Source organism: Klebsiella sp. CN_Kp113, from assembly GCF_040064585.1.
Classification (GTDB): domain Bacteria; phylum Pseudomonadota; class Gammaproteobacteria; order Enterobacterales; family Enterobacteriaceae; genus Klebsiella; species Klebsiella michiganensis.
Genome location: NZ_JBEAID010000070.1, coordinates 1 through 22,501, shown reverse-complemented (window position 1 = coordinate 22,501; position 22,501 = coordinate 1). Strand labels below are relative to the sequence as shown.

At 52.8% G+C, this 22,501-nt stretch carries 18 protein-coding genes; 11 read left to right on the top strand and 7 right to left on the bottom strand.

Going from position 1 to position 22,501, the window contains the following annotated elements:
- Positions 1-95 precede the first annotated feature (95 nt).
- From rlmKL to rmf, 6 genes are all read left to right on the top strand, one after another.
- Positions 96-2,201: a bifunctional 23S rRNA (guanine(2069)-N(7))-methyltransferase RlmK/23S rRNA (guanine(2445)-N(2))-methyltransferase RlmL gene (rlmKL, locus tag ABLV30_RS27525; protein WP_014228658.1), complete on the top strand. Its 2,106-nt coding sequence runs from the start codon at positions 96-98 to the stop codon at positions 2,199-2,201.
- Between the two features lie 12 nt (positions 2,202-2,213).
- Complete coding sequence (locus ABLV30_RS27520) at positions 2,214-4,121, top strand: ABC transporter ATP-binding protein (protein WP_004849507.1); 1,908 nt, start codon at positions 2,214-2,216, stop codon at positions 4,119-4,121.
- Positions 4,122-4,135: 14 nt separating this feature from the next.
- On the top strand, positions 4,136-5,404 hold the full coding sequence (gene pqiA, locus ABLV30_RS27515) for a membrane integrity-associated transporter subunit PqiA (protein ID WP_049079884.1): 1,269 nt from the start codon (positions 4,136-4,138) through the stop codon (positions 5,402-5,404).
- Positions 5,394-7,031 (top strand): intermembrane transport protein PqiB, encoded by a 1,638-nt coding sequence (pqiB, locus tag ABLV30_RS27510; RefSeq protein ID WP_014228660.1) that lies wholly within the window; start codon positions 5,394-5,396, stop codon positions 7,029-7,031. Before pqiA ends, pqiB begins: the two co-directional genes overlap by 11 nt.
- Positions 7,031-7,594 carry a membrane integrity-associated transporter subunit PqiC gene (gene pqiC / locus ABLV30_RS27505; RefSeq protein WP_004849513.1) on the top strand — a complete coding sequence of 188 codons (564 nt, stop codon included), beginning with the start codon at positions 7,031-7,033 and terminating at the stop codon, positions 7,592-7,594. The genes pqiB and pqiC overlap by 1 nt, the downstream gene beginning before the upstream one ends.
- Positions 7,595-7,849: 255 nt before the next feature.
- Positions 7,850-8,017: a ribosome modulation factor gene (rmf, locus tag ABLV30_RS27500; protein ID WP_004100764.1), complete on the top strand. Its 168-nt coding sequence runs from the start codon at positions 7,850-7,852 to the stop codon at positions 8,015-8,017.
- Positions 8,018-8,081: 64 nt separating this feature from the next.
- On the opposite strand, the gene fabA is transcribed toward rmf, so the two are convergent.
- Both fabA and ABLV30_RS27490 read right to left on the bottom strand, forming a co-directional pair.
- Positions 8,082-8,600, bottom strand: a complete 519-nt coding sequence (gene fabA, locus ABLV30_RS27495; protein WP_004849514.1) for a bifunctional 3-hydroxydecanoyl-ACP dehydratase/trans-2-decenoyl-ACP isomerase — start codon at positions 8,598-8,600, stop codon at positions 8,082-8,084.
- Positions 8,601-8,669: 69 nt separating this feature from the next.
- Complete coding sequence (locus tag ABLV30_RS27490) at positions 8,670-10,427, bottom strand: Lon protease family protein (RefSeq protein ID WP_032749746.1); 1,758 nt, start codon at positions 10,425-10,427, stop codon at positions 8,670-8,672.
- Positions 10,428-10,612: 185 nt separating this feature from the next.
- Between ABLV30_RS27490 and matP the strand changes: the two genes are divergently transcribed.
- Positions 10,613-11,065 carry a macrodomain Ter protein MatP gene (matP, locus tag ABLV30_RS27485; protein ID WP_014228663.1) on the top strand — a complete coding sequence of 151 codons (453 nt, stop codon included), beginning with the start codon at positions 10,613-10,615 and terminating at the stop codon, positions 11,063-11,065.
- Between the two features lie 103 nt (positions 11,066-11,168).
- On the opposite strand, the gene ompA is transcribed toward matP, so the two are convergent.
- Together ompA and sulA are read right to left on the bottom strand one after the other, a co-directional pair.
- Complete coding sequence (gene ompA / locus ABLV30_RS27480; protein WP_004849520.1) at positions 11,169-12,239, bottom strand: porin OmpA; 1,071 nt, start codon at positions 12,237-12,239, stop codon at positions 11,169-11,171.
- A gap of 353 nt (positions 12,240-12,592) precedes the next feature.
- Positions 12,593-13,102: an SOS-induced cell division inhibitor SulA gene (gene sulA / locus ABLV30_RS27475; RefSeq protein ID WP_048261052.1), complete on the bottom strand. Its 510-nt coding sequence runs from the start codon at positions 13,100-13,102 to the stop codon at positions 12,593-12,595.
- Between the two features lie 462 nt (positions 13,103-13,564).
- On the opposite strand from sulA, the gene ABLV30_RS27470 reads away from it, so the two are divergent.
- Positions 13,565-14,188 carry a TfoX/Sxy family DNA transformation protein gene (locus ABLV30_RS27470; protein ID WP_046878167.1) on the top strand — a complete coding sequence of 208 codons (624 nt, stop codon included), beginning with the start codon at positions 13,565-13,567 and terminating at the stop codon, positions 14,186-14,188.
- On the opposite strand, the gene yccS is transcribed toward ABLV30_RS27470, so the two are convergent.
- Together yccS and ABLV30_RS27460 are read right to left on the bottom strand one after the other, a co-directional pair.
- The gene (gene yccS, locus ABLV30_RS27465; RefSeq protein ID WP_046878166.1) at positions 14,176-16,311 is read right to left on the bottom strand and encodes a YccS family putative transporter; all 2,136 of its coding nucleotides are present in this window, start codon (positions 16,309-16,311) and stop codon (positions 14,176-14,178) included. The two genes, ABLV30_RS27470 and yccS, sit on opposite strands and share 13 nt — an antisense overlap.
- Before the next feature lie 17 nt (positions 16,312-16,328).
- Positions 16,329-16,775, bottom strand: a complete 447-nt coding sequence (locus ABLV30_RS27460; protein ID WP_004849527.1) for a YccF domain-containing protein — start codon at positions 16,773-16,775, stop codon at positions 16,329-16,331.
- 122 nt (positions 16,776-16,897) lie between these two features.
- On the opposite strand from ABLV30_RS27460, the gene helD reads away from it, so the two are divergent.
- Positions 16,898-18,952 (top strand): DNA helicase IV, encoded by a 2,055-nt coding sequence (helD, locus tag ABLV30_RS27455; RefSeq protein ID WP_348865705.1) that lies wholly within the window; start codon positions 16,898-16,900, stop codon positions 18,950-18,952.
- A gap of 28 nt (positions 18,953-18,980) precedes the next feature.
- On the opposite strand, the gene mgsA is transcribed toward helD, so the two are convergent.
- Positions 18,981-19,439 (bottom strand): methylglyoxal synthase, encoded by a 459-nt coding sequence (gene mgsA, locus ABLV30_RS27450; RefSeq protein WP_014228668.1) that lies wholly within the window; start codon positions 19,437-19,439, stop codon positions 18,981-18,983.
- A 154-nt stretch (positions 19,440-19,593) separates the two neighbouring features.
- Between mgsA and ABLV30_RS27445 the strand changes: the two genes are divergently transcribed.
- Entirely contained in the window at positions 19,594-20,007 is a 414-nt protein-coding gene (locus ABLV30_RS27445) for a CoA-binding protein (RefSeq protein WP_014228669.1), read from the top strand.
- Positions 20,008-20,608: 601 nt separating this feature from the next.
- A complete protein-coding gene (locus ABLV30_RS27440; protein ID WP_348865704.1) occupies positions 20,609-22,468 on the top strand; it encodes an Ig-like domain-containing protein in 1,860 nt (619 codons plus the stop codon).
- Positions 22,469-22,501 lie beyond the last annotated feature (33 nt).

The following is a 22,501-nucleotide window of genomic DNA, read 5'->3' as shown; positions in this document are numbered from 1 at the left end:
CTGCCCCTGGCTTTAAAAATAAGCCTTTAACTTTATGACATGAGGCGCATATTGGCTATAATGCGCACCAATTTTCTTTTAGTAAAAGTGACGATATGAATTCTCTGTTTGCCAGTACGGCTCGTGGGCTGGAAGAGCTGTTAAAAACTGAACTGGAAGGGCTGGGCGCGGTGGACTGCCAGTTGGTCCAGGGCGGGGTCCATTTTCAGGGAGATACGCGGCTGCTGTATCAAAGCCTGATGTGGAGCCGGCTGGCTTCGCGGATTATGCTGCCGCTGGGGCAGTGCAGCGTATACAGCGACCTGGATCTGTACCTTGGCGTACAGGCCATTCCATGGACCGAGATTTTCACTCAGGATGCCACTTTTGCCGTGCACTTTAGCGGGCTGAACGAAGAGATCCGCAATAGCCAGTACGGGGCGTTGAAGGTGAAAGACGCCATCGTCGACAGCTTTACGCGTAAGAATCTGCCGCGTCCCAACGTCGATCGCGAAAATCCCGATCTGCGTATTAACGTCTGGCTGAATAAAGAGACCGCGCATATCTCCCTGGATCTTAGCGGCGAGGGGCTACACCTGCGCGGCTACCGCGACGGTACCGGTATGGCGCCAATCAAAGAAAACCTGGCTGCGGCGATAGTGATGCGTTCCGGCTGGGCTGCCGGTACGCCGCTGCTCGATCCCATGTGCGGTTCCGGTACGCTGCTGATTGAAGCGGCGATGCTTGCTACCGATCGTGCGCCGGGTTTACACCGCGGCCATTGGGGTTTCGGCGGCTGGGCGCAGCATGACGATGCTATCTGGAAAGAGGTGAAGTCCGAAGCGCAAACCCGCGCCCGTCAGGGGCTGGCGGCGTATGAGTCGCGCTTTTACGGTTCCGACGTTGACGCCCGCGTCATCGAACGTGCGCAGCGCAACGCCCGTCGCGCCGGTATTGGCGAACTGATTACCTTCGAAGTGAAAGACGTTGCCCAGCTTAGCAACCCACTGCCGAAGGGCCCTTACGGCACGGTGATAAGCAACCCGCCGTACGGCGAGCGTCTGGAGAGTGAACCGGCGCTGATTGCCCTGCATAGCCTGCTGGGGCGGATCATGAAAAATCAGTTTGGCGGCTGGAACCTGTCGCTGTTTAGCGCCTCGCCGGATCTGCTGAGCTGCCTGCAGCTGCGCGCTGATAAGCAGTTCAAAGCGAAAAATGGACCGCTCGACTGCGTCCAGAAGAACTATCATCTTGCGGAAAACGAAGGCGGCAAAACCGCGATGCTGGCGGAAGATTTCGCCAACCGTCTGCGTAAGAACCTGAAAAAATATGAGAAGTGGGCGCGTCAGGAAGGCATTGAATGCTATCGCCTGTATGATGCCGACCTCCCGGAGTACAACGTCGCTATCGACCGCTACGCCGACTGGGTGGTGGTGCAGGAGTATGCGCCGCCGAAAACCGTTGACGCGCACAAGGCCCGCCAGCGCCTGTTTGATATTATCGCCGCCACCATTGCCGTACTGGGGATTGCGCCGAACAAGCTGGTGCTGAAAACCCGCGAACGGCAGAAAGGGAAAAACCAGTATCAGAAAATGGGTGAAAAAGGTGAGTTCATTGAGGTGCAGGAGTATAACGCACGTCTGTGGGTAAACCTGACCGACTACCTGGATACCGGGCTGTTCCTCGACCACCGTATTGCTCGCCGCATGCTGGGCCAGATGAGCAAAGGCAAAGATTTCCTCAACCTTTTCTCCTACACCGGTAGCGCCAGCGTCCACGCCGGCCTTGGCGGCGCGCGTTCCACGACGACGGTCGATATGTCACGTACCTATCTTGAATGGGCTGAACGTAACCTGCGCCTCAATGGCTTAACCGGCCGCGCGCATCGCCTGATGCAGGCTGATGTGCTGGGCTGGCTGCGGGAGACCACCGAACAGTTTGATCTGATCTTTATCGATCCGCCAACCTTCTCCAACTCAAAGCGTATGGATGATGCGTTTGACGTACAGCGCGACCATTTGCGCCTGATGACCGATTTAAAACGTCTGCTGCGTAAAGGCGGCACGATTATGTTCTCGAACAACAAACGCGGTTTCCGTATGGATCATGACGGGCTGGCGCAGCTGGGCCTGAAGGCGCAGGAGATCACGCAAAAAACGCTGTCTCAGGATTTTGCCCGCAACCGTCAGATTCACAACTGCTGGCTGATTACCGCAGCCTGAAAGGAATAAAGAATGTCTTTAATTAGTATGCACGGCGCCTGGCTCTCTTTCAGCGATGCGCCGCTGCTGGATAATGCTGAACTGCATATCGAAGATAACGAACGCGTCTGCCTGGTAGGGCGCAACGGTGCGGGTAAATCGACCCTGATGAAGATCCTCAATCGTGAACAGGGTCTTGATGACGGGCGCATTATCTATGAACTGGATCTGGTTGTGGCGCGTCTACAGCAGGATCCGCCGCGTAATGTTACCGGAACCGTCTATGACTTTGTGGCGGAAGGTATTGCTGAACAAGCGGCATACCTCAAGGGTTATCACGATGTTTCGCAGCTGGTGATGACCGACCCGAGCGACAAGAATCTGAACGAACTGGCGCGCCTTCAGGAACAACTGGATAATTTAGGGCTGTGGCAGCTCGATAGCCGCATTAATGAAGTGCTGGAACAGCTGAATCTGGATCCTAACGCCGAGCTTTCCTCGCTGTCCGGCGGCTGGCTGCGTAAAGCGGCCCTCGGCCGCGCGCTGGTCAGCGGGCCGCGCGTGCTGCTGCTCGATGAACCGACCAACCACCTCGATATTGAAACTATCGACTGGCTGGAAGGTTTCCTGAAGATGTTCAAAGGCACCATTATTTTTATTTCGCACGACCGTTCCTTTATTCGCAACATGGCGACGCGAATTGTCGATCTCGATCGCGGTAAGCTGGTGACCTATCCGGGGAACTACGATCAATATCTGCTGGATAAAGAAGAAGCGCTGCGCGTGGAAGAGTTACAGAACGCGGAGTTCGATCGCAAGCTGGCGCAGGAAGAAGTGTGGATCCGTCAGGGGATCAAAGCGCGTCGCACCCGTAACGAAGGGCGCGTGCGGGCGTTGAAAGCCATGCGCCGCGAGCGCGGTGAGCGCCGTGAAGTGATGGGCAGCGCGAAGATGCAGGTGGAAGAGGCCGCGCGTTCGGGCAAGATTGTGTTCGAAATGGAGAACGTCAACTACCAGGTTGATGGCAAGGTGCTGGTTAAAGACTTCACCGCCCAAATCCAGCGCGGCGACAAAATTGCGCTGATTGGCCCGAACGGCTGCGGCAAAACTACGCTGCTGAAGCTGATGCTCGGTCAGCTGCAGGCGGATAGCGGACGTATTCATGTGGGTACCAAGCTGGAAGTGGCTTACTTCGACCAGCACCGCGCGGAACTTGATCCGGATAAAACGGTGATGGACAACCTCGCGGAAGGTAAACAGGAAGTGATGGTGAACGGCAAGCCGCGCCACGTCCTGGGCTATCTGCAGGACTTTATGTTCCATCCGAAACGCGCGATGACGCCGGTGCGGGCACTGTCGGGCGGGGAGCGTAACCGCCTGCTGCTGGCGCGCCTGTTCCTCAAGCCCAGCAACCTGTTGATACTCGATGAACCGACAAACGATCTGGATGTCGAAACCCTGGAGCTGCTGGAAGAGCTTGTCGACGGTTATCAGGGAACCGTGATGCTGGTTAGCCACGACCGTCAGTTTGTGGATAACACGGTAACGGAGTGTTGGATCTTCGAAGGCGCGGGGCAAATTGGCCAATACGTGGGCGGCTATCATGACGCACGCGGTCAGCAGGCGCAGTATCTGGCGAAAAAACAGCCGGTTTCTAAAAAGACAGTTGAAGTTGCTCAACCGAAAGCAGAAAGTGTCAAACGCGCTGCCAGCAAACTAAGCTATAACCTGCAGCGCGAGCTGGAACAGCTGCCGCAAAAACTGGAAGAACTGGAAGCCCAGCTGCAGAATTTGCAGGAGCAGGTTGCCGACCCTTCTTTCTTTGGTCAGTCGCATGACCATACGCAGCAGGTGCTCGCACAGCTGAGTGAAGCGGAGCAGGCGCTGGAAACCGCCTTCGAACGCTGGGAATATCTCGAAGGTTTAAAAAACGGCGCATAAGCTGAGGAGTTTTCATGTGCGATCATCATCATGCTGCGCGGCATATCCTGTGTCGACAATGTGATCTGCTGGTGGCTTTGCCGCAGCTGGAGCATCGCCAGAAAGCTACGTGTCCGCGTTGCGGAACGACATTGACAACGTCATGGGACGCGCCCCGGCAGCGTCCCACAGCCTACGCGCTGGTCGCGTTGTTCATGCTGCTGCTGGCCAATCTGTTCCCCTTCATCTATATGAAGGTTGGAGGGATCAGCAGCGAAATCGAGCTGCTGGAAATTCCGAACGTGCTGTTTAGCGAGGATTACGCCAGCCTCGGTACCTTCTTTTTACTTTTCGTCCAGCTGGTGCCGGCTTTCTGCCTGGTCACCATACTGCTGCTGGTCAATCGGGTGAGCATGCCTTCCGGGCTAAAGGCGTTTCTGGCGCGGATCCTGTTTCACCTTAAAACCTGGGGGATGGCGGAAATCTTTCTCGCCGGGGTGCTGGTCAGCTTCGTTAAGCTGATGGCCTACGGCGATATCGGCATCGGCCTGAGCTTCGTTCCCTGGTGTATGTTCTGCCTGTTACAGCTGAGGACGTTCCAGTGCGTGGATCGCCGCTGGTTATGGGATGACATTGCACCAATGCCGCCGATTACACAGCCGCTGAAAGTCGGCGTCTCCGGCCTGCGTCAGGGGCTACGCTCGTGCTCATGCTGCACGGCGGTTTTGCCCGTCGATGAGGCCGTTTGTCCGCGCTGTCGGACAAGGGGAACCGCCCGGCGTAAAAACAGCCTGCAGTGGACGCTGGCGCTGTTGGTGACTTCGCTGATCCTCTATATGCCCGCCAATATTCTGCCGATCATGATTACCGATCTGCTGGGCGATAAAATGCCTTCCACGATTATGGCGGGGGTGATCCTGCTGTGGAGCGAAGGATCGTATCCGGTGGCGATGGTGATCTTTATTGCCAGTATTATGGTGCCGACGTTAAAAATGATCGCCATTGGCTGGCTATGCTGGAACGCCAGCGGCAAGGGAGCGCGCGACTCGGAGCGCATGCATCTGATTTATGAAGTCGTCGAGTTTGTTGGCCGCTGGTCAATGATTGATGTGTTTGTTATCGCAGTCCTCTCCGCTCTGGTTCGCATCGGTGGATTAATGAATATCTATCCGGCGATAGGAGCAGTGATGTTTGCGCTGGTCGTAGTAATGACAATGTTTTCGGCCATGACCTTTGACCCGCGTTTATTGTGGGATCGTGAGCCAGATTCAAGCCATGAGGAAAGACTGCAGCATGGAAAATAAGAGCGGAGAAGCGAAAGTGCAAAAGGTGAAGAACTGGTCACCGGTGTGGATCTTCCCGATTGTCACGGCGCTGATTGGCGCATGGATTCTCTTTTATCACTATAGCCACCAGGGGCCGGAAGTGACCCTGATAACCACTAACGCAGAAGGTATTGAAGGGGGCAAAACCCGGATAAAAAGCCGCAGCGTTGACGTCGGCGTGATTGAAAGCGCGACGCTGACGGACGACCTGACCCACGTGGAGATTAAAGCGCGGCTGAATTCAGGTATGGAAAAACTGCTGCATCAGGATTCGGTTTTTTGGGTGGTTAAACCGCAGGTCGGCCGTGAAGGGATTAGCGGTCTGGGAACGCTGTTATCCGGCGCCTATATCGAACTGCAGCCGGGAAGCAAAGGCTCTGTTCCTGCGCAGTATCCGCTGCTGGATTCACCGCCGCTGGCCTCCCCTGATGCTAAAGGTATTCGCATTCTGCTGGAAAGCAGCAAAGCGGGGCAGCTTTCACCCGGCGATCCGGTGCTTTTCCGCGGCTACCGCGTAGGTTCAGTTGAAACCAGCACCTTCGATGCGCAAAAACGCAATATTACCTATCAGCTGTTTATTAGCGCGCCTAACGATCGGCTGGTCACCAATAACGTGCGCTTCTGGAAAGATAGCGGTATTGCGGTGGATCTGACTGCTGCGGGTATGCGCGTTGAGATGGGATCGCTGTCGACGCTGTTTGGCGGCGGCGTCAGCTTTGATATTCCCGAAGGGCTACCGTTAGGTGAGCCGGTGGCGAATAAAACAGAATATCATCTGTTTGACGATCAACGCAGCATCCAGGATTCGGTGTTTACCCAGCATATTGACTACGTGATGTTCTTTAAAGATTCGATTCGCGGTTTGCAGCCCGGCGCGCCGGTTGAATTCCGCGGTATCCGTCTGGGGACCGTCGGCAAGGTGCCGTTCTTTATCCCAGGCCTGAAGCAGAACATCAACGACGATTACCGTATCCCGGTAGAAGTGCGAATTGAGCCGGAACGTCTGATCAATCAGTTAGGCGCCGATCCTGACATTCGTAAGCATATCGATGATCTAATGAATCGCGGGCTGCGCGGTTCGCTTAAAACCGGAAACCTGGTGACCGGTGCGCTGTATATCGATCTCGACTTCTACCCGAAAGCCCCTCCGCGCGGCAAGATGCAGGAGTTTGGCGGTTATCCGATTATTCCAACCGTGAGCGGTGGTCTGGCGCAGATCCAGCAGCGCCTGATGGACGCGCTGGATAAAATTAACAATCTGCCAATTAACCCGCTGCTGGAGCAGGCAACCAGTACGCTGGCGCAAAGTGAAAAAACGATGCAGCACGTACAGGCGACGCTGGACAGTCTGAACAAGATAACGTCAAGTCAGTCGATGCAGCAGCTACCGGGCGATATGCAGAATACGTTGCGCGAGCTTAATCGTAGTATGCAGGGCTTCCAGCCGGGATCTGCGGCATACAATAAGATGGTTGCGGATATGCAGCGTCTCGATCAGGTTCTTCGTGAACTGCAGCCGGTACTGAAAACGCTCAATGATAAGAGCAATGCGCTGGTATTTGAGGCGAAGGATAAAAAAGATCCGCAGCCGAAGGGAGCGAAATAATGAAGAAATGGCTAATAGCGGCGGCGGTATGCGCGCTGACGGCATGCAGTAGCGGCGGTGAGAGTAAAACTTACTATCAGCTTCCCGTGGCGCAGGGTGGCGCGCAAAGCGCCGCCCACCAAAGCAAAAACTTGCTTTGGGTCGAGCAGGTGAGCATTCCGGATTATCTTGCCGGTAACGGGGTGGTCTATCAGACCACCGATGTTCAGTATGTGATTGCGAATAACAATCTGTGGGCGAGCCCGCTCGATCAGCAGCTGAAAACGACGCTGGTGGCGAACCTTAGCAACCAGCTTCCGGGTTGGGTGGTTGCCTCTCAACCGCTGGGGAGCGAGCAGGATACGCTGAACGTGTCCGTCAGCGGTTTTCACGGCCGTTACGATGGCCGGGTCATCGTTAGCGGCGAGTGGCTGCTGAAGCATCAGGGGCAGCTGATTAAGCGGCCGTTCCATATTGAGCTTAAGCAACAAGAGGATGGTTACGACGCGATGGTGAAAACGCTCGCGCAGGCCTGGACCCAGGAAGCGACGGCGATTGCCAGCGAGATTAACCGCTTGCCATAAGTAAAATTAATAAGAATAAAAGCCGCTGCGACAGTGAAAATCGCAGCGGCTTTTTTATTTGTCTCATCAGTTTGTTACTTGTGCTGGTTCACAGTTTTTGTACAAACGAAGTTTCATGTAGCTCACAAATATGACAATGGCGTGAATTTTGCGCATTGACGCTATCCCCGATTCGCGGTATTCGTTAACCGTGGTTGCGTATTTAGTGACCATTGTTTTCTTTTCCACCAGATCAAAGTATGAGGGAAACGAGGCATGAAGAGACAAAAACGAGATCGCCTGGAGCGGGCACATCAGCGTGGGTACCAGGCCGGTATTACCGGAAGGTCTAAGGAAATGTGTCCTTACCAGACCTTAAACCAAAGGTCTTATTGGCTAGGAGGCTGGCGAGAGGCCATGGAGGACAGGGTACAAATTGCCTGACTGTCTCTTTAAAAAGAAGCCTCCGCTGCGCGGGGGCTTCGCCTTTTCTAACGCGTGATGTTTATCAGAACGCGGAAGTGTCCTGGAACAGGCCCACTTTCAGATCGGTTGCGGTGTAAATCAAACGACCGTCAACCAGCACTTCTCCATCCGCCAGCCCCATAATCAAACGACGGTTTATCACGCGTTTGAAATGAATACGGTAGGTCACTTTCTTCGCCGTTGGCAGTATCTGACCGGTGAGCTTCACTTCGCCCACGCCTAATGCACGTCCTTTACCTTCGCCGCCTAACCAGCCCAGGTAGAAGCCAACCAGCTGCCACATGGCATCCAGGCCCAGACAGCCCGGCATCACCGGGTCACCAATGAAATGGCAACCGAAGAACCACAGGTCCGGGTTAATATCGAGTTCTGCCTCAACATAACCTTTGTCATAGTTACCACCGGTTTCGGTCATTTTGATGACGCGGTCCATCATCAGCATACTTGGCGCCGGCAGCTGTGGGCCTTTGGCGCCAAAGAGTTCACCACGACCAGAGGCAAGAAGGTCTTCTTTTGTATAGGATTCGCGTTTATCTACCATGTTTTCAGTAAGCCTTATTTTGAGTTCGGGACGCAGGATAGCTAACACGTGTACGCTGAACAAGTCCGATCAGTTCGAACCTGAACCGCCTAACCAGCGTAGCGGCCACGGAAAGCGATGACGACTCTCTTGCTGTGTCGCCTGCGCAATACGTTCCTGAATGGTTTGCCGTAACGTTTGTCCTTCGCCGTCCCAGAGTAGCTGGGTCAGAATGGGCAGCGCTTCCGTCACGTCATCGACTGCCCAGATAAAGAACTGCTCATCCGCAACGGCCTGTTGCAGTTCCTGCGCCAGGCTCAGGTGACGAACGTTGGCGGAGGGAATGATGACTCCCTGTTTACCGGTCAGCCCACGCTGCTGGCAAATAGCAAAGAAGCCCTCAATTTTCTCGTTAAGCCCGCCAACCGGCTGTACGCGACCAAACTGATCGACAGAACCGGTAATGGCGATGCTCTGATTAATCGGCACATTGGCCAGCGAGCTGATCAGCGCGCACAGTTCGGCCATGGAGGCGCTATCGCCATCCACTTCGCTGTAGGACTGCTCGAAGGTCAGGGAGGCGGTGAAGGGGAGCTGTTGTTCGAGCTCCAGCTCGGACATCAGAAACGCCTGCATGATCATCATGCCTTTTGCATGAATGTTGCCACCGAGCTCGGCCTTACGCTCAACGTCAATAAATTCGCCGTCGCCGATATGTACGACGCAGCTAATACGTGAAGGCTCGCCAAACGCACGCGGATGGCCCGGAAACTCAATGACGGAGAGTGCGTTGATTTGTCCGACGCATTCGCCTTCGGTCTCGATCAGGATTTGCTCCTGCAGTATTTCATCCTGGATGCGTTCAGCAAGGTAGCCTTCGCGCCACAAACGACGCTCCAGCATGGTTTGCATCTCTTCAGCGCTAATCTCTTCACCTTCACAGAACGCGGCGGCTTCGCGAAGCTGGCGAGCAATCCAGAGCACGCACAGCGGCAAGGTTTCCTGATCGCCTGTATAACGCGCACCTTCCTGGATCAGCAGCGGCCAGGCGTTAGCTGACAGCCCCGGTAGTTCGAGCAGCTGAGCATTTTGCCAGACCCACTGGCACCACTGCTTCAGCGTATCGGCGTCAGCGATTTGCAGATTATCTTCATATTCGCTGTAGATAGCCTGCGCAGAAAGCTCGGGTTCCATCTCCTGAAAATCAGCAAGAGATTCTCGCTCGCCGACCAGGATAACTTTCAAACTCAGGGGCATAGAGGGAATGCTGACCGGAAGAGGGCGAGACTCATCGAATGATAACCAGTCAAAACGCTGGCGGGTTACCATATTTTTCAGCCGCATCCACAGCAGGGGCTGTGCCAGTAATGCACGGAGGGAGAGAATTAATACCCCGCCGTTAGCGCGATGGACCAGACCGGGTTGTAACGTGATTTCACCATTAAACTGGCGCACGCAGCCAAAAAGCTGCTCTGCTTCGATCCAGTCCGCGGCTTCAACCGGCGCAACGCTGGCGAAATTATCTTCAGCCGTTTGTGCCGGGGAGAGCGAGATTTTTCCGCCATCAACCTGATAGCGAACGCCACAGAGCGTTTGTGCCGGTTGGTGTAAAGTACGGGTTTCGTTAGCCAGCCACTGCAGGTACTCCGGCTCTTCCGGAATTTTAACCAGCATAAACGGCGAAATGGCTGGAGTGACCAGGAGCTGCTCCAGGCCATAGAAGAGTCGGGGTTGCAGTTCGCCTGAGAGCGATGTCTCTGCGTGAGCTAAGTCGGCTTGTGCAAACAGCGCCTGATAACTTTCCGTATCAGGAGCGAGGTCGTTTCGGGTAAGTTTCGTAATGGTCAAAGTCGCTGTTTTTTAGTCAGATGTAAAACGCGCGATTATACATTATGCGGCGTCCGAGCACACGAGGGATTGCGATTGTCGCGGTGATAACGAATCTACCAACATCACGAAAGATCATTTATTCTCAGCACATCAGGAAAAAACTGATATCCTGAAATGAGTTACACGGTCACATTGAGATCGCAATGAAATATCAACAACTGGAAAATCTTGAAAGCGGCTGGAAATGGACTTATCTGGTAAAAAAGCACCGGGAAGGTGAGCTTATTACCCGCTACATTGAAGCCAGCGCTGCGCAAGCCGCCGTCGATTTATTACTGACGCTCGAAAATGAACCCGTGCTGGTGAATACCTGGATTGAGCAGCATATCAATCCGGCGCTGGTGAACCGCATGAAGCAGACTATCCGCGCCCGACGTAAGCGTCATTTTAACGCGGAGCATCAGCATACGCGTAAAAAGTCTATCGACCTGGAGTTCATGGTCTGGCAGCGTCTGGCGGGTCTGGCGCAAAGACGGGGTAAAACGCTTTCTGAAACCATTGTGCAGTTGATTGAGGATGCTGAGCATAAAGAGAAGTATGCCAGCAAGATGTCCAGCCTGAAGCATGATTTGCAGGTACTGTTAGGTAAAGAGTAGTGATGCAAGCATCGGGATATATCGGTGCGCTGCTGCTTTTTGATAGCGGAATTTAAGGTAAAAAAAAACCCCGCATCGCGGGGTTTTTTATTAACGAGATAACTTAAGCCTGCGGCTGAGTTACAACGTCTTTGTAGCCTTTAACTTCGATTTCTACACGACGGTCCGGCGCCAGGCAGTCGATCAGAGCTGCGCGAGCTTTCACGTTGTCACAGGTGTTGCCAGTAACCGGGTTGGATTCGCCCATACCGCGAGCAGAGATTTTGCTAGCCGGGATACCTTTGGATACCAGGTAATCAACAACGGACTGAGCACGTTTCTCAGACAGCTGCTGGTTGTAGGCATCAGAACCGATACGGTCGGTGTAGCCCAGAACAACTGCGGAACCGTCTTTCGGATCCATGTTGCTCAGCTGGGTGTACAGCTGATCCAGAGCCTGCTGGCCTTCTGGTTTCAGAGTAGATTTGTTGAAGTTGAACAGAACGTCAGACTTCAGGGTGAAGTGCTTGGTAGTCACTTCTGGAGCCGGAGCCGGCGCCGGAGCTACAACCGGAGCAACGTCGTCCTGACCGAAGCGGTAGGATACGCCCAGGCTCAGCATGCCGTTATCAGGACGGGTACCAACGGTGCCAGCGTCGCCGATGTTGTTAACCCACTGGTATTCCAGACGGGTTGCGATGTCACGAGTAACAGCCCACTCTAAGCCGCCCGCGAATACCGGGGAGACGCCAGTGTCGTGTTCGCTACGGGAAACGCCGGTAGAAGCGTAGTTACCTTTGGAGTCAGCGCGCCAAACCATACCACCCAGACGGGTATAGATATCCAGATCGTCAGTGATCGGGTAACCCAGTTTAGCAGTCAGCTGAACGCCCTGAGCTTTGAAAGCGCCGTTGTCAACGCTGCCTTTGTAAGCCATACGGCCCAGCCAGTCGTAACCCATTTCAAAACCGAGGTACGGGTTAACCTGGTAACCACCAAACGCACCAGCACCCAGCTGATCGTTACGGGTCGGGCCGTTGTTGCCCTGGAAACCGTTACCGTAGAAACCGGTGTCGTGATACTGGGACCAGCCCAGTTTAGCACCTGCGTACCAGGTGTTATCTTTCGGAGCGGCCTGCGCTACGGTAGCGAAGCCAGCCAGTGCCACTGCAATCGCGATAGCTGTCTTTTTCATTTTTTGCGCCTCATTATCATCCAAAATTCGCCATGAAGGTTCAGAAGACCTCACGGTTAAATCCTTCACCCGGGGCGTGACTTGTTGTTAACTATGCTGATACATGCAGCGTAAGCCGATCACCCCTGGCGATGTAAAGTCTACAACTTAGTTCGAAACTTACAAGTGTGAACTCCGTCAGGCATATGAAAAAAAAGGGTTGTGTACGCTATGTTTAACCAATACGGTTGAACTTAATCGAGGCAAAAAAAGTCGCGAAGCCGCATCAGACAAGCATTTTAACAAAAATGCCGTTCAAGAAAGCCCATCTCGCGCCAGGGCAAAAAAAATTCCAGGATTAATCCTAAACTCGGTTAATGATACAGGTTTGAGTGAATTTTTAGCCCAGAAAGTTGTCTGCCTGGCTGATTGGTATTTCTTACCGGACGCATGATAAAGCCCATCGCGTGACCCTCTTCTGCAGCGGCAACCAGGCGTTCATGTTCCTCAATGCTCAGTTCTTCTGATAGCCAGCCAATAACGACGCTATAATTTCCCGTGCGCAGTGAGCGAACCATGGATTCCAGGGTGTTAGCGGGGGAGAGCTGGCTGATCTGCATCACCTTCGACAGCGGCAAACCGGACGACTGCACCCATTCGCGGCTCAGCTTCTGTTGTGGCGTCAGCCAGAGCTGCCAGCGCGATTGCTGGCCAAGCTGTTGTAATAAAGGAAGCAATAGCAGCTGCGTCATCATGGGCTGGTCTTCTCGATAGACTATTTCACTGATCAGCCCATTAGCTGGCTGTTCGGCAGCGTCATGAGAGCGACGACGTACTGAAGTAGAAGTCAGTGGTGAACGATTTGCGTGAGCTGATGTAAACATAGTCTATCCCGCCTGTGGGTTACTGTATGCATATACAGTATATGCGGCCGGGTGAAAGATCAACCCTATTTTCTCTGTTGCTGGATGAAATTTGTACGTCGCCGGGAGTGAACCCGAACCGGTCGCATCGGATGTCCGCGCGTACACAATGTGAATTCATGGTTGTCGCGCTTTCTTGCTGGCTAAATTCTTCTCATAAATGATGGCATTAACGGTCTATGAGCGAACAGGGATGCCCTGCTCTCTGTACGCTACTGTGATGAATATTAATTAAGCATTTTATCTTTCCCGCGTTTAACTTCATCAAATGACTATTTTCTGAAAGCGGCTCGCAAAAAAACACGCTGATTAAAATGAACAGATAATTCATGTTGCCGCATGAAGAGAAGTCACTTATTTTCTCTTTTAACGGATCCGTTAGCACATTTATGTCTTATTTACATGATTAACAAAGGAATAATCATGAAGAAACTTATATGTCTTAGGATCCATCAGTTTCGGGCATGTTTGTCTCCATTAGGAAAAATAAGCTGTCGGCCCTTATTTGGTGGCTATAGCCTGGCGATAGATAATACCGTGTTTGCCATGATGGCTGAGGGAGAGATCTATCTTCGGGTTTGCGAGCAGAGCGCGGAGTACCGCGTGGCGCATAAAAACCCGCTGTTGAAGATGCAGAAGAATGGTCGTCTGGTCGCGCTGAAGTATTATCATATTGATGAGGAACTTTGGCGGGATAGCAAAATGCTTTTTCATTTATCGGCGCTGTCATTACAGAGCGCGCGTCATGAAAAACATCGGCAGCGACATTCCGGAAGATTAAAAAATTTGCCAAATATCAGTTTTCATATGGAACTACAGCTGATTAATTCAGGCATTACGGATGAATTGATGCTGCGTAAGATTGGGGCCAAAGAAGCCTGGTTGAGGTTACGAAAAATAAATAAAGCGCTAACGGTGAATATTCTTTATTCCTTACAGGGGGCTATTGAAGGCGTCCACGCGGCCACGCTCCCGACGCAGCAGCGTCAGGAGCTTGAGAAGTGGGCAACGGAACAGATGCGGGAGAGTGAGAGCTATTCAGGTTGAATCTCAACCTGTCGCTGTAGCCGGCAAATCTCTGGCAGCAGCGCCAGTAGCAGCCCGATTTGTTGAAGCACTAACGGCTCTTTGCTATCGGCACGAGGTTCAAGGTGCTGTATCCGGGTTTGCAGGCTTGTTAAAGCTTGCTGTACCCGCTGTTCATCGGCCGGTGAGTGGTGCAGCGCGTCATCAACATAACAAACGGCATCGTCCAGCAGCGCCAGGATATCTGGCGTTGTCAGCTTTTCCCTGTGTGCGCCCAGGGCGGAGATATAGCTGGTAAAAGTGTGGTTCAGGCATAACAACCGAAAAGCGGTTTCCCGCATTTGCGAGCCCGCTCTGGGTTCCGTTGATAAGTTTGATACAACGGATGCCAGCTCACCGTCCCTGCTGTGCGCCGCTCTTCGCGCAATACGATAGGCAAGACGGTTGTCGCGCCCCTGATGATATTGCTCGAGTATGGCATCTAAATATCGGCAGTTGGCATTGATTGCTTGTTCAAGTACTCGGGGCAGGTTGCGGAATTTCCAGTCTGGCCAAATAAAGCTGACTGCGGCCCAGGCGATAGCGCAGCCGATCAGCGTATCAAATATACGCGGTAGGGCGACTTCAAAACCTTCCCCCAGGAGGTTAAAGCACAGCAAAACCAGAAGGGTAATGAACATGGTCGCATGGGCGTACTGTACATTACGGAACGCGAAGAACAGCACGCCGGTCAGGACAATTAAAAGCAGCTGGCCTTCGACGGAAGGGACGAGAAGCAGCACCGGCAGGCCTATCGCTACGCCGATGAGCGTACCGATTATCCTTAACGCCAGCCGGTGACGAGTGGCGTTATAGTTTGGCTGGCATACGAACAGGCTGGTCAGCAATATCCAGTAACCGTGGTTCAGTCCGGTTAACTGGATAAATGCATAACCTGCGCACAGGACTAATGACATTCGAACCGCATGGCGAAACAGAGCTGACTCTGGGGTCATATTACTGCGCAGGCGCAGCCAGATATCGCTGAAACTGCCGGGTTGGTCGTCGGCTAACAGGTTTTCCGTGTTGTGACTGGACTGTACAGTCGTCTGGACGGATTCAATTGTCGCCAGCTGGGCGTCAATGGCGCGTAAGTTATTAAGCAAAAATCCCAACGCCTTAATCTGTTCTGCCGGCGCGCCGCTGGCTTTTACGCGATCGAGCGCGGCGTCAAGATGCATAAAAGCGCGCTCAAAGTGAGTGTCATGAAGGTAGGGTTCGCGTAGCAGGATGGCACGAGACAGTTTCTGGCAGGCCTGCGCCTGCATTGACAGCATACGCTGGAAGCGGAACATCACGTCACTGTAGCGAAAATGATCGCGCAGCGTTTGGTATTGAATATGCGATGAGCTTGCGCGTTCGTGGATGTCCTGCGCCACGAAGTAATACTGCAAAGTGCGACGCGTTCCGCGCTGCCCGCGATCGCCGCGCAGGCGAGTCAGCAGGGAAACTTTCGTCTGATTCAGCGTGGCCACAAGCTGGCCATTGGCTATCGCCAGGTCATACAGCGGAGCCTGGCTTTCATCTTCAATATCCGGATCGAACAGGCGTGATTTAAGCTCCAGATAGTGAGCTAACTGCTCGTAGCTGCGTGCCAGATTGTCCTGAAGAGGACGGATAGGGAAAATCAGATGTCCGGAGAGGGTAAGTAAGTTGTACCACACCGCGCCAGCCAGCAAAAACAGCGGCTGAAGATACCAGTGGCTGTAAAGCGTAACGCCCAGCATGGTATAGATGGCGATTAACAAAGCACCAAAGGCGATGGTGGCATAGCGTTGGCCCAGGCCGCCGAGCAAAATAAAACCGATTGTTGAAACGGTTAATCCCGCCGCAAATAACCACGGCCAGGGAAAAAGGAGTTCCACTGAGGCTGAAGCAATAAAAAAGCACACGAGGGTAATGGCCAGATTACGCAGACGTCCTGTCAGGCGGTCATCAAGGTCGGTCAGCGCCGCTGCCACCACCCCGAGTGTTAGAGGAATCGTGAGTTTTACTTCGCCAAGCCACCAGGGAAATGCGGTCGTGCCGCAGAGTGCGATAAATATCCTGATGTTATATAACCAGGCACTGTTCCATGTATAGCGGCGTAGCAGGGGGGTGAGCATTTCTCTATTCCATTCAATTACTGAAAGCGGCGACGCGCATTGGCTTCACGCGCGGCGCGAGCGGTCTCGACGGAGACGACTCGTCGGCCTACTGGCCATAAAGCAATAGCGGCGATTTTAAAATTGGCGATACCAACCGGGATGCCAATGATAGTCAGGCATTGGGCGATACCACAAAAGATATGCATCAGGCACAGCCACCAGCCAAAGAAAATAAACCATAAAATATTCAATAGTGTCCCACCCGCGTTTAGCAGGCTATTCTTTCCCTGAGGATCGAGTTCGTCGACATGAACGGCCTCATTCCCATAGGGAAAAAGAGAGAGTTTTGTTATCTCCCAGCAGGAGCGGGTGAGAGGCAGGGTAAAGATCAGCACAATGCTGACCAGCGTCGCCAGAAGCCAGCCGAGCGTGGTGGCGAATCCGCCAAGGATAAAGTTTAAAATATTCAGAACGGTACGCATAAACCCTCTGCTTAATACGGTGGATAATAAGGCACGGCCATTGTAGCGTTTTTTACGCTGGAGCACCCGGTCGCTGGCGGTTAAACTTAAAAACATCCAACCTGATTGAAATTCGACATTATATGGAACTTAGAGCGACAACATTGGGCAAGCGTATGGCTCAGCATCCTTATGACAGGGTGCAACTTCTTAATGCCGGAGTAAAGGTTTCCGGTGATAGCCATGAATATCTTATACCTTTCAATCAGTTATTATCAATTCATTGCAAGCGTGGGCTGGTTTGGGGGGAGCTGGAGTTTACCCTACCGGGCGAGAAAGTTGTGCGTTTGCACGGTACCGAATGGAGTGAAACCCAGCGTTTTTACCATCATCTGAACACGCTCTGGCAGCAGTGGAGCGCGGAAATGAGCGATATTGCCGCTGATGTACTTCGCCAGCAGCTGGCGGAAGTGGCGCGTTCCAGCGCGGAAGGTAAATGGTTGACGCGTCAGCAGGTAAGCGATATTCAGCGCAAAATACGCCATGCGCTGAGCGGATTACCAGTGCCGACAGTCCGTCTTGATGCTTTTGATAACTGCCGCGAGCTATGGCGGCAATGCCAGAGTTGGTTGAGTAATACGGAAAAAGCCAGGCTCGAGCATAACCAAACTTTTACGGAATCCATGCTGGAGCAATACCGCGGATTTTTTGCCGCAGTGGAATCATCGCCGTTGAATCCGGCTCAGGCACGCGCAGTCGTAAACGGCGAGCGTTCGTTATTAGTTCTGGCAGGTGCCGGAAGCGGTAAAACTTCCGTGTTAGTGGCGCGCGCAGGCTGGTTATTGACCCGTGGCGAAGCGGCGGCTGAGCAAATTCTGCTACTGGCGTTTGGTCGGCAAGCCGCGCAGGAGATGGATGAGCGCATCCGCGAGCGCCTGGGCACTGAAGAGATCTCTGCGCGTACTTTTCACTCCCTTGCCCTGCACATTATCCAGCAGGGCAGTAAAAAAGCCCCGGCGATCAGCAAGCTGGAGAGCGACAGCGCTGCACGGCAAAAGCTTTTAGTACAGAGCTGGCAGCAGCAGTGCCAGGAGAAAAAAGCGCAGGCGAAAGGCTGGCGATTGTGGCTGGAGGAGGAAATGGGCTGGCAGATCCCTGAAGGGGATTTCTGGCAGGACAAAAAGCTGCAGCGTCGTGTTGCCAGCCGCCTTGACCGCTGGGTTAGCTTGATGCGTATGCATGGCGGATCGCAGGCTGAGATGATTGCCGGAGCCCCTAAAGAGATACGCGACCTTTTTGGCAAGCGCGTTAAGCTGATGGCCCCTCTGCTAAAAGCGTGGAAAACGGCGTTAAAAGATGAAAACGCCGTCGATTTCTCCGGCCTGATTCATCAGGCGATCAATATTCTGGATAAAGGGCGGTTCGTCAGCCCGTGGAAGCATATTCTGGTGGATGAGTTTCAGGATATCTCCCCGCAGCGGGCATCCCTACTCGCCGCGTTACGTCGGCAAAACACGCAGACGACGCTGTTTGCCGTTGGCGATGACTGGCAGGCTATCTACCGTTTCAGCGGTGCTCAGCTCTCTTTAACAACGGCCTTTAATCACTATTTTGGCGAAGGGGATTGCTGTGCGCTGGATACGACGTACCGATTTAATAGCCGGATAGGCGAGATAGCCAACGGGTTTATCCAGCAAAATCCGCACCAGTTAACGAAACCACTAAACAGCCTGGTCGCAGGGGACAAAAAAGCGGTGACGTTATTGGCGGAGGACAAACTCGACGATCTGCTTGATAAAATGAGCGGCTATGTCAAACGAGAGCAGCGGATTTTATTGCTAGCGCGCTATCATCATTTGAAGCCGGCGGCGCTGGAGAAAGCCGCCACGCGCTGGCCGCATCTGCAGCTCGATTTTATGACTATTCATGCCAGCAAAGGACAACAAGCTGATTACGTCATTATTCTTGGCCTTCAGGAGGGGGATGATGCGTTTCCTGCATCGGCGCGTGAGTCGATTATGGAGCAGGCGCTCTTACCGCAGCCGGAGGATTTTCCCGATGCCGAAGAGAGGCGTTTGCTGTATGTCGCCATCACCCGCGCCCGCCTGCGCGTATGGCTGTTGTTTAATAAAGAGCAACCTTCGCCGTTTGTTGAAATGCTAGAGGCGCTGGATGTGCCGGTAGCAAGAAAGCCATGATGGCTGGCGGCGTGGCCGCCAGCGGGGCTTATTTCAGACGCTCTGCAAGGTAGCGCTGATAATCAGGGATCAGGATATCAACGGGGTCGCTGAAGTGCGGGGACTGGATAATAAAGTCGGCGGTTGAGACATTGGTGGCGACGGGAATATTCCATACCGTCGCCAAACGTAATAACGCTTTAACATCCGGGTCGTGTGGCACGGCATTTAGCGGATCCCAGAAAAAAATCAATACATCGATTTTACCTTCTGAAATCAGCGCACCCACCTGCTGGTCGCCGCCCATGGGACCACTCAGCATCGCATGCACCTCCAGCCCGGTTGCGCGTGACACCAGATTTCCGGTCGTTCCTGTCGCCGAGAGCGTGTGTTGCGCCAGCAGTGGCTGGTGGCGCTCGACCCACTTCATCAGCATATCTTTACAGTGATCGTGAGCAACCAGCGCAATATGCTTGCGTGCTGGCAAGGTACGTGTTGTTAGTTCCATCATTTCATTCCACATTTTGGCCTGTAGACAGATTACTGGAAGTGACTGTTGCTGCAAGCGTCGGGATGAAAAAATTTGACGCATCTGCAGGTCAGGACTCATGCGGGTTCATCCGGATTAGCATACACTTGGGCTAAATAGCAGGAGGATGATGATGAAAGAAAACGATATCGCAGGTATTTTGACCTCGACACGGACTATCGCCCTGGTGGGGGCAAGTGACAAACCTGACCGCCCAAGCTATCGGGTGATGAAGTATCTTCTGGAGCAGGGGTATCACGTCATTCCCGTTTCCCCTAAGGTTGCGGGTACCACGCTGCTGGGGCAAAAAGGGTATGCCACGCTTGCTGACGTGCCGGAAAAAGTGGATATGGTCGATGTTTTCCGTAACTCAGAAGCGGCCTGGGGCGTCGCCCAGGAGGCAGTGGCTATCGGTGCGAAAACGCTATGGCTACAGCTGGGGGTAATCAATGAACAGGCGGCTGTTCTCGCCCGAGACGCCGGTCTAAACGTGGTGATGGATCGCTGTCCGGCGATAGAGATCCCGCGATTAGGATTAGCCCGTTAAACCTAAAACCCCGCCTGGCGGGGTTTTTTATTATCACTATTGATTAAGTTATTTATGGTCAATATTTTAATTAAAACTACATCGAAACGTTTCTTTATTTTAAAATAAAACCCATTATCTTTGTGGATTTAACAGACATCGTCCAGGTTTTATCTCCCTTATTACTTAAAATTTCCTCGCGAGGATAATTTATTTTCTATAAATAAACCATGAAAAATACATGGGAAATCATTGTAAAATATTTTAAAGTTTAAAAAATAATTGTTTTTTCTCATGTCATTTATATGACTAACATCACAGATATTTTTTGGGTAGCGTTAAAATGGAGGTTTGGTGATATAAGAAATGTATTATCCATGATTTTATCTTCATTGTAATAACCGTGAGCAATCATTTTTCTTCTGGTCTCTATTAACATCTCAAAATGTAAGTTTATTATTTTAATTTATTGTAATTTAAGTAATTTAATTTATTACAGAATGTAATTGGATTATTTAGCTTTCACCTTGCGGGACTCCGTTAAGTGGTATATCTAATAAGATGCATAATTAAGAATTATCTCATACCTCTGACTGCGTCTTCATCTCAAGGGTGCAGCCTGATGAAAAATATAAATGTGACAGTGAAAGAAACTGGTGCTGAATACACCGTCGATGGCAATCAAGTTAATCTCAATACGCAGTCAGTGGTTCTCCTGCACGTTAAGCGCGAGGATATTCGTTCATATACCCGACAAGGTAATGATCTTGTTCTAAAACTCCAAAACGGTGACACCGTTACAATTAAAAACTTTTTCGTTGTGGATGAGCATGGACAGCATAGTGATTTGGTTCTTATGGATGATGAGACCGGCGCGCTATGGTGGCTAGAAGGTGCGGGTACCGATGGGGCACACTATTCGCTGATTAGCGATCTTTCAGAAGTCATCGCGACCGGTGGCGCGGGACAAAGTATTGCCGGTTGGGTCATGGCTGGCGCGGCTTTGCTGGGTATTGCGGCAATGTTCGCCGGCACCTCAAACAAAGACCACCACTCTTCGGTTTCTGAAAGCGATTCTGATGCTGACAGTGATTCAGACTCCGACAGTGATACGGATGCTGACAGCGATAGCGACTCTGATTCAGACAGTGATTCTGATTCAGATAGTGATTCCGATTCTGACAGTGATTCCGACTCGGATTCAGATTCAGATAGTGATTCGGATGCTGACAGCGACGCGGATAGTGATTCTGATGCTGATAGCGACTCCGATACTGATACCGAGCTACCTACCGCGGCACAGAACATAGCGGTCATTGACAATGTGGGCCCCATCACCGGTGTGCTGCATTCTGGAGATGTCACTGACGATACGACCCCGGAGATTAAAGGGACAGCAGAGGCTGGGGCAACGATAACGATTTATGACGGCGATACCAAACTGGGTTCTGTCGTCGCGGATGAAAATGGCAACTGGAGCTTCACGTTACCGGAGCTGAGCGAGGGTTCCCATAGCCTGAGCGCGACGGTGACGGACAAAGCCGGCAACGTCAGCGAACGTTCGCCGGCGTTTGAACTGACCATCGATACCACTGCGCCGGCAGCCAGCATTCCGCAGGTAACCGACAATGTTGCAGAGCACACCGGCCAGCTGCAGAGCGGGGATCTGACCAACGATGCGACGCCCACCCTGAACGGCACGGCGGAAGCGGGATCCACGGTGACGATCTATGACGGCGACACCGTGCTGGGCACAGTGGTTGCCGGCGAGGATGGGCGCTGGAGCTTCACTCCAGATAGTCTGGAGGAAGGCGCCCACAGCCTGAGCACTACGGTAACGGACAAAGCTGGGAACGTCAGCGAACGTTCGCCGGCGTTTGAACTGACGGTAGACACTATAGTGAACCCGGTTAGCGATCTGCAGGTAACTGATAATGCAGGAGAAGACACGGGTACACTGAACAGCGGTAGCGTGACGGATGATGATACACCAACCTTGAGCGGTACGGCGGAAGCAGGCGCCACGATCACAATTTATGACGGTGATACCGTATTGGGCACCGCGATTGCGGACGAGGACGGACGCTGGAGCTTTACTCCTGACGCACTGGCTGAAGGATCCCATAGACTGAGCACCACGGTGACCGATCTGGCCGGCAACGTCAGCGAACGATCCCCGATATTTATATTAACTGTCGATCTTAGCGATGATACCGACTCCGACTCCGACTCCGACAGCGATTCGGATTCGGACAGTGATTCGGATTCGGACAGCGACTCGGACTCTGACAGTGATTCCGACTCGGACAGCGATTCTGACTCAGACAGCGATTCTGACTCCGACAGTGACTCCGACTCGGACAGCGACTCCGATTCTGACAGCGACTCCGATTCGGACTCTGACAGTGATTCCGATTCAGACAGTGACTCGGATTCTGACAGCGACTCCGATTCCGACAGTGAATCGCCACGGATAATCTAGACACTTCCGAGCCGTTGATAATACTGGTTTTCA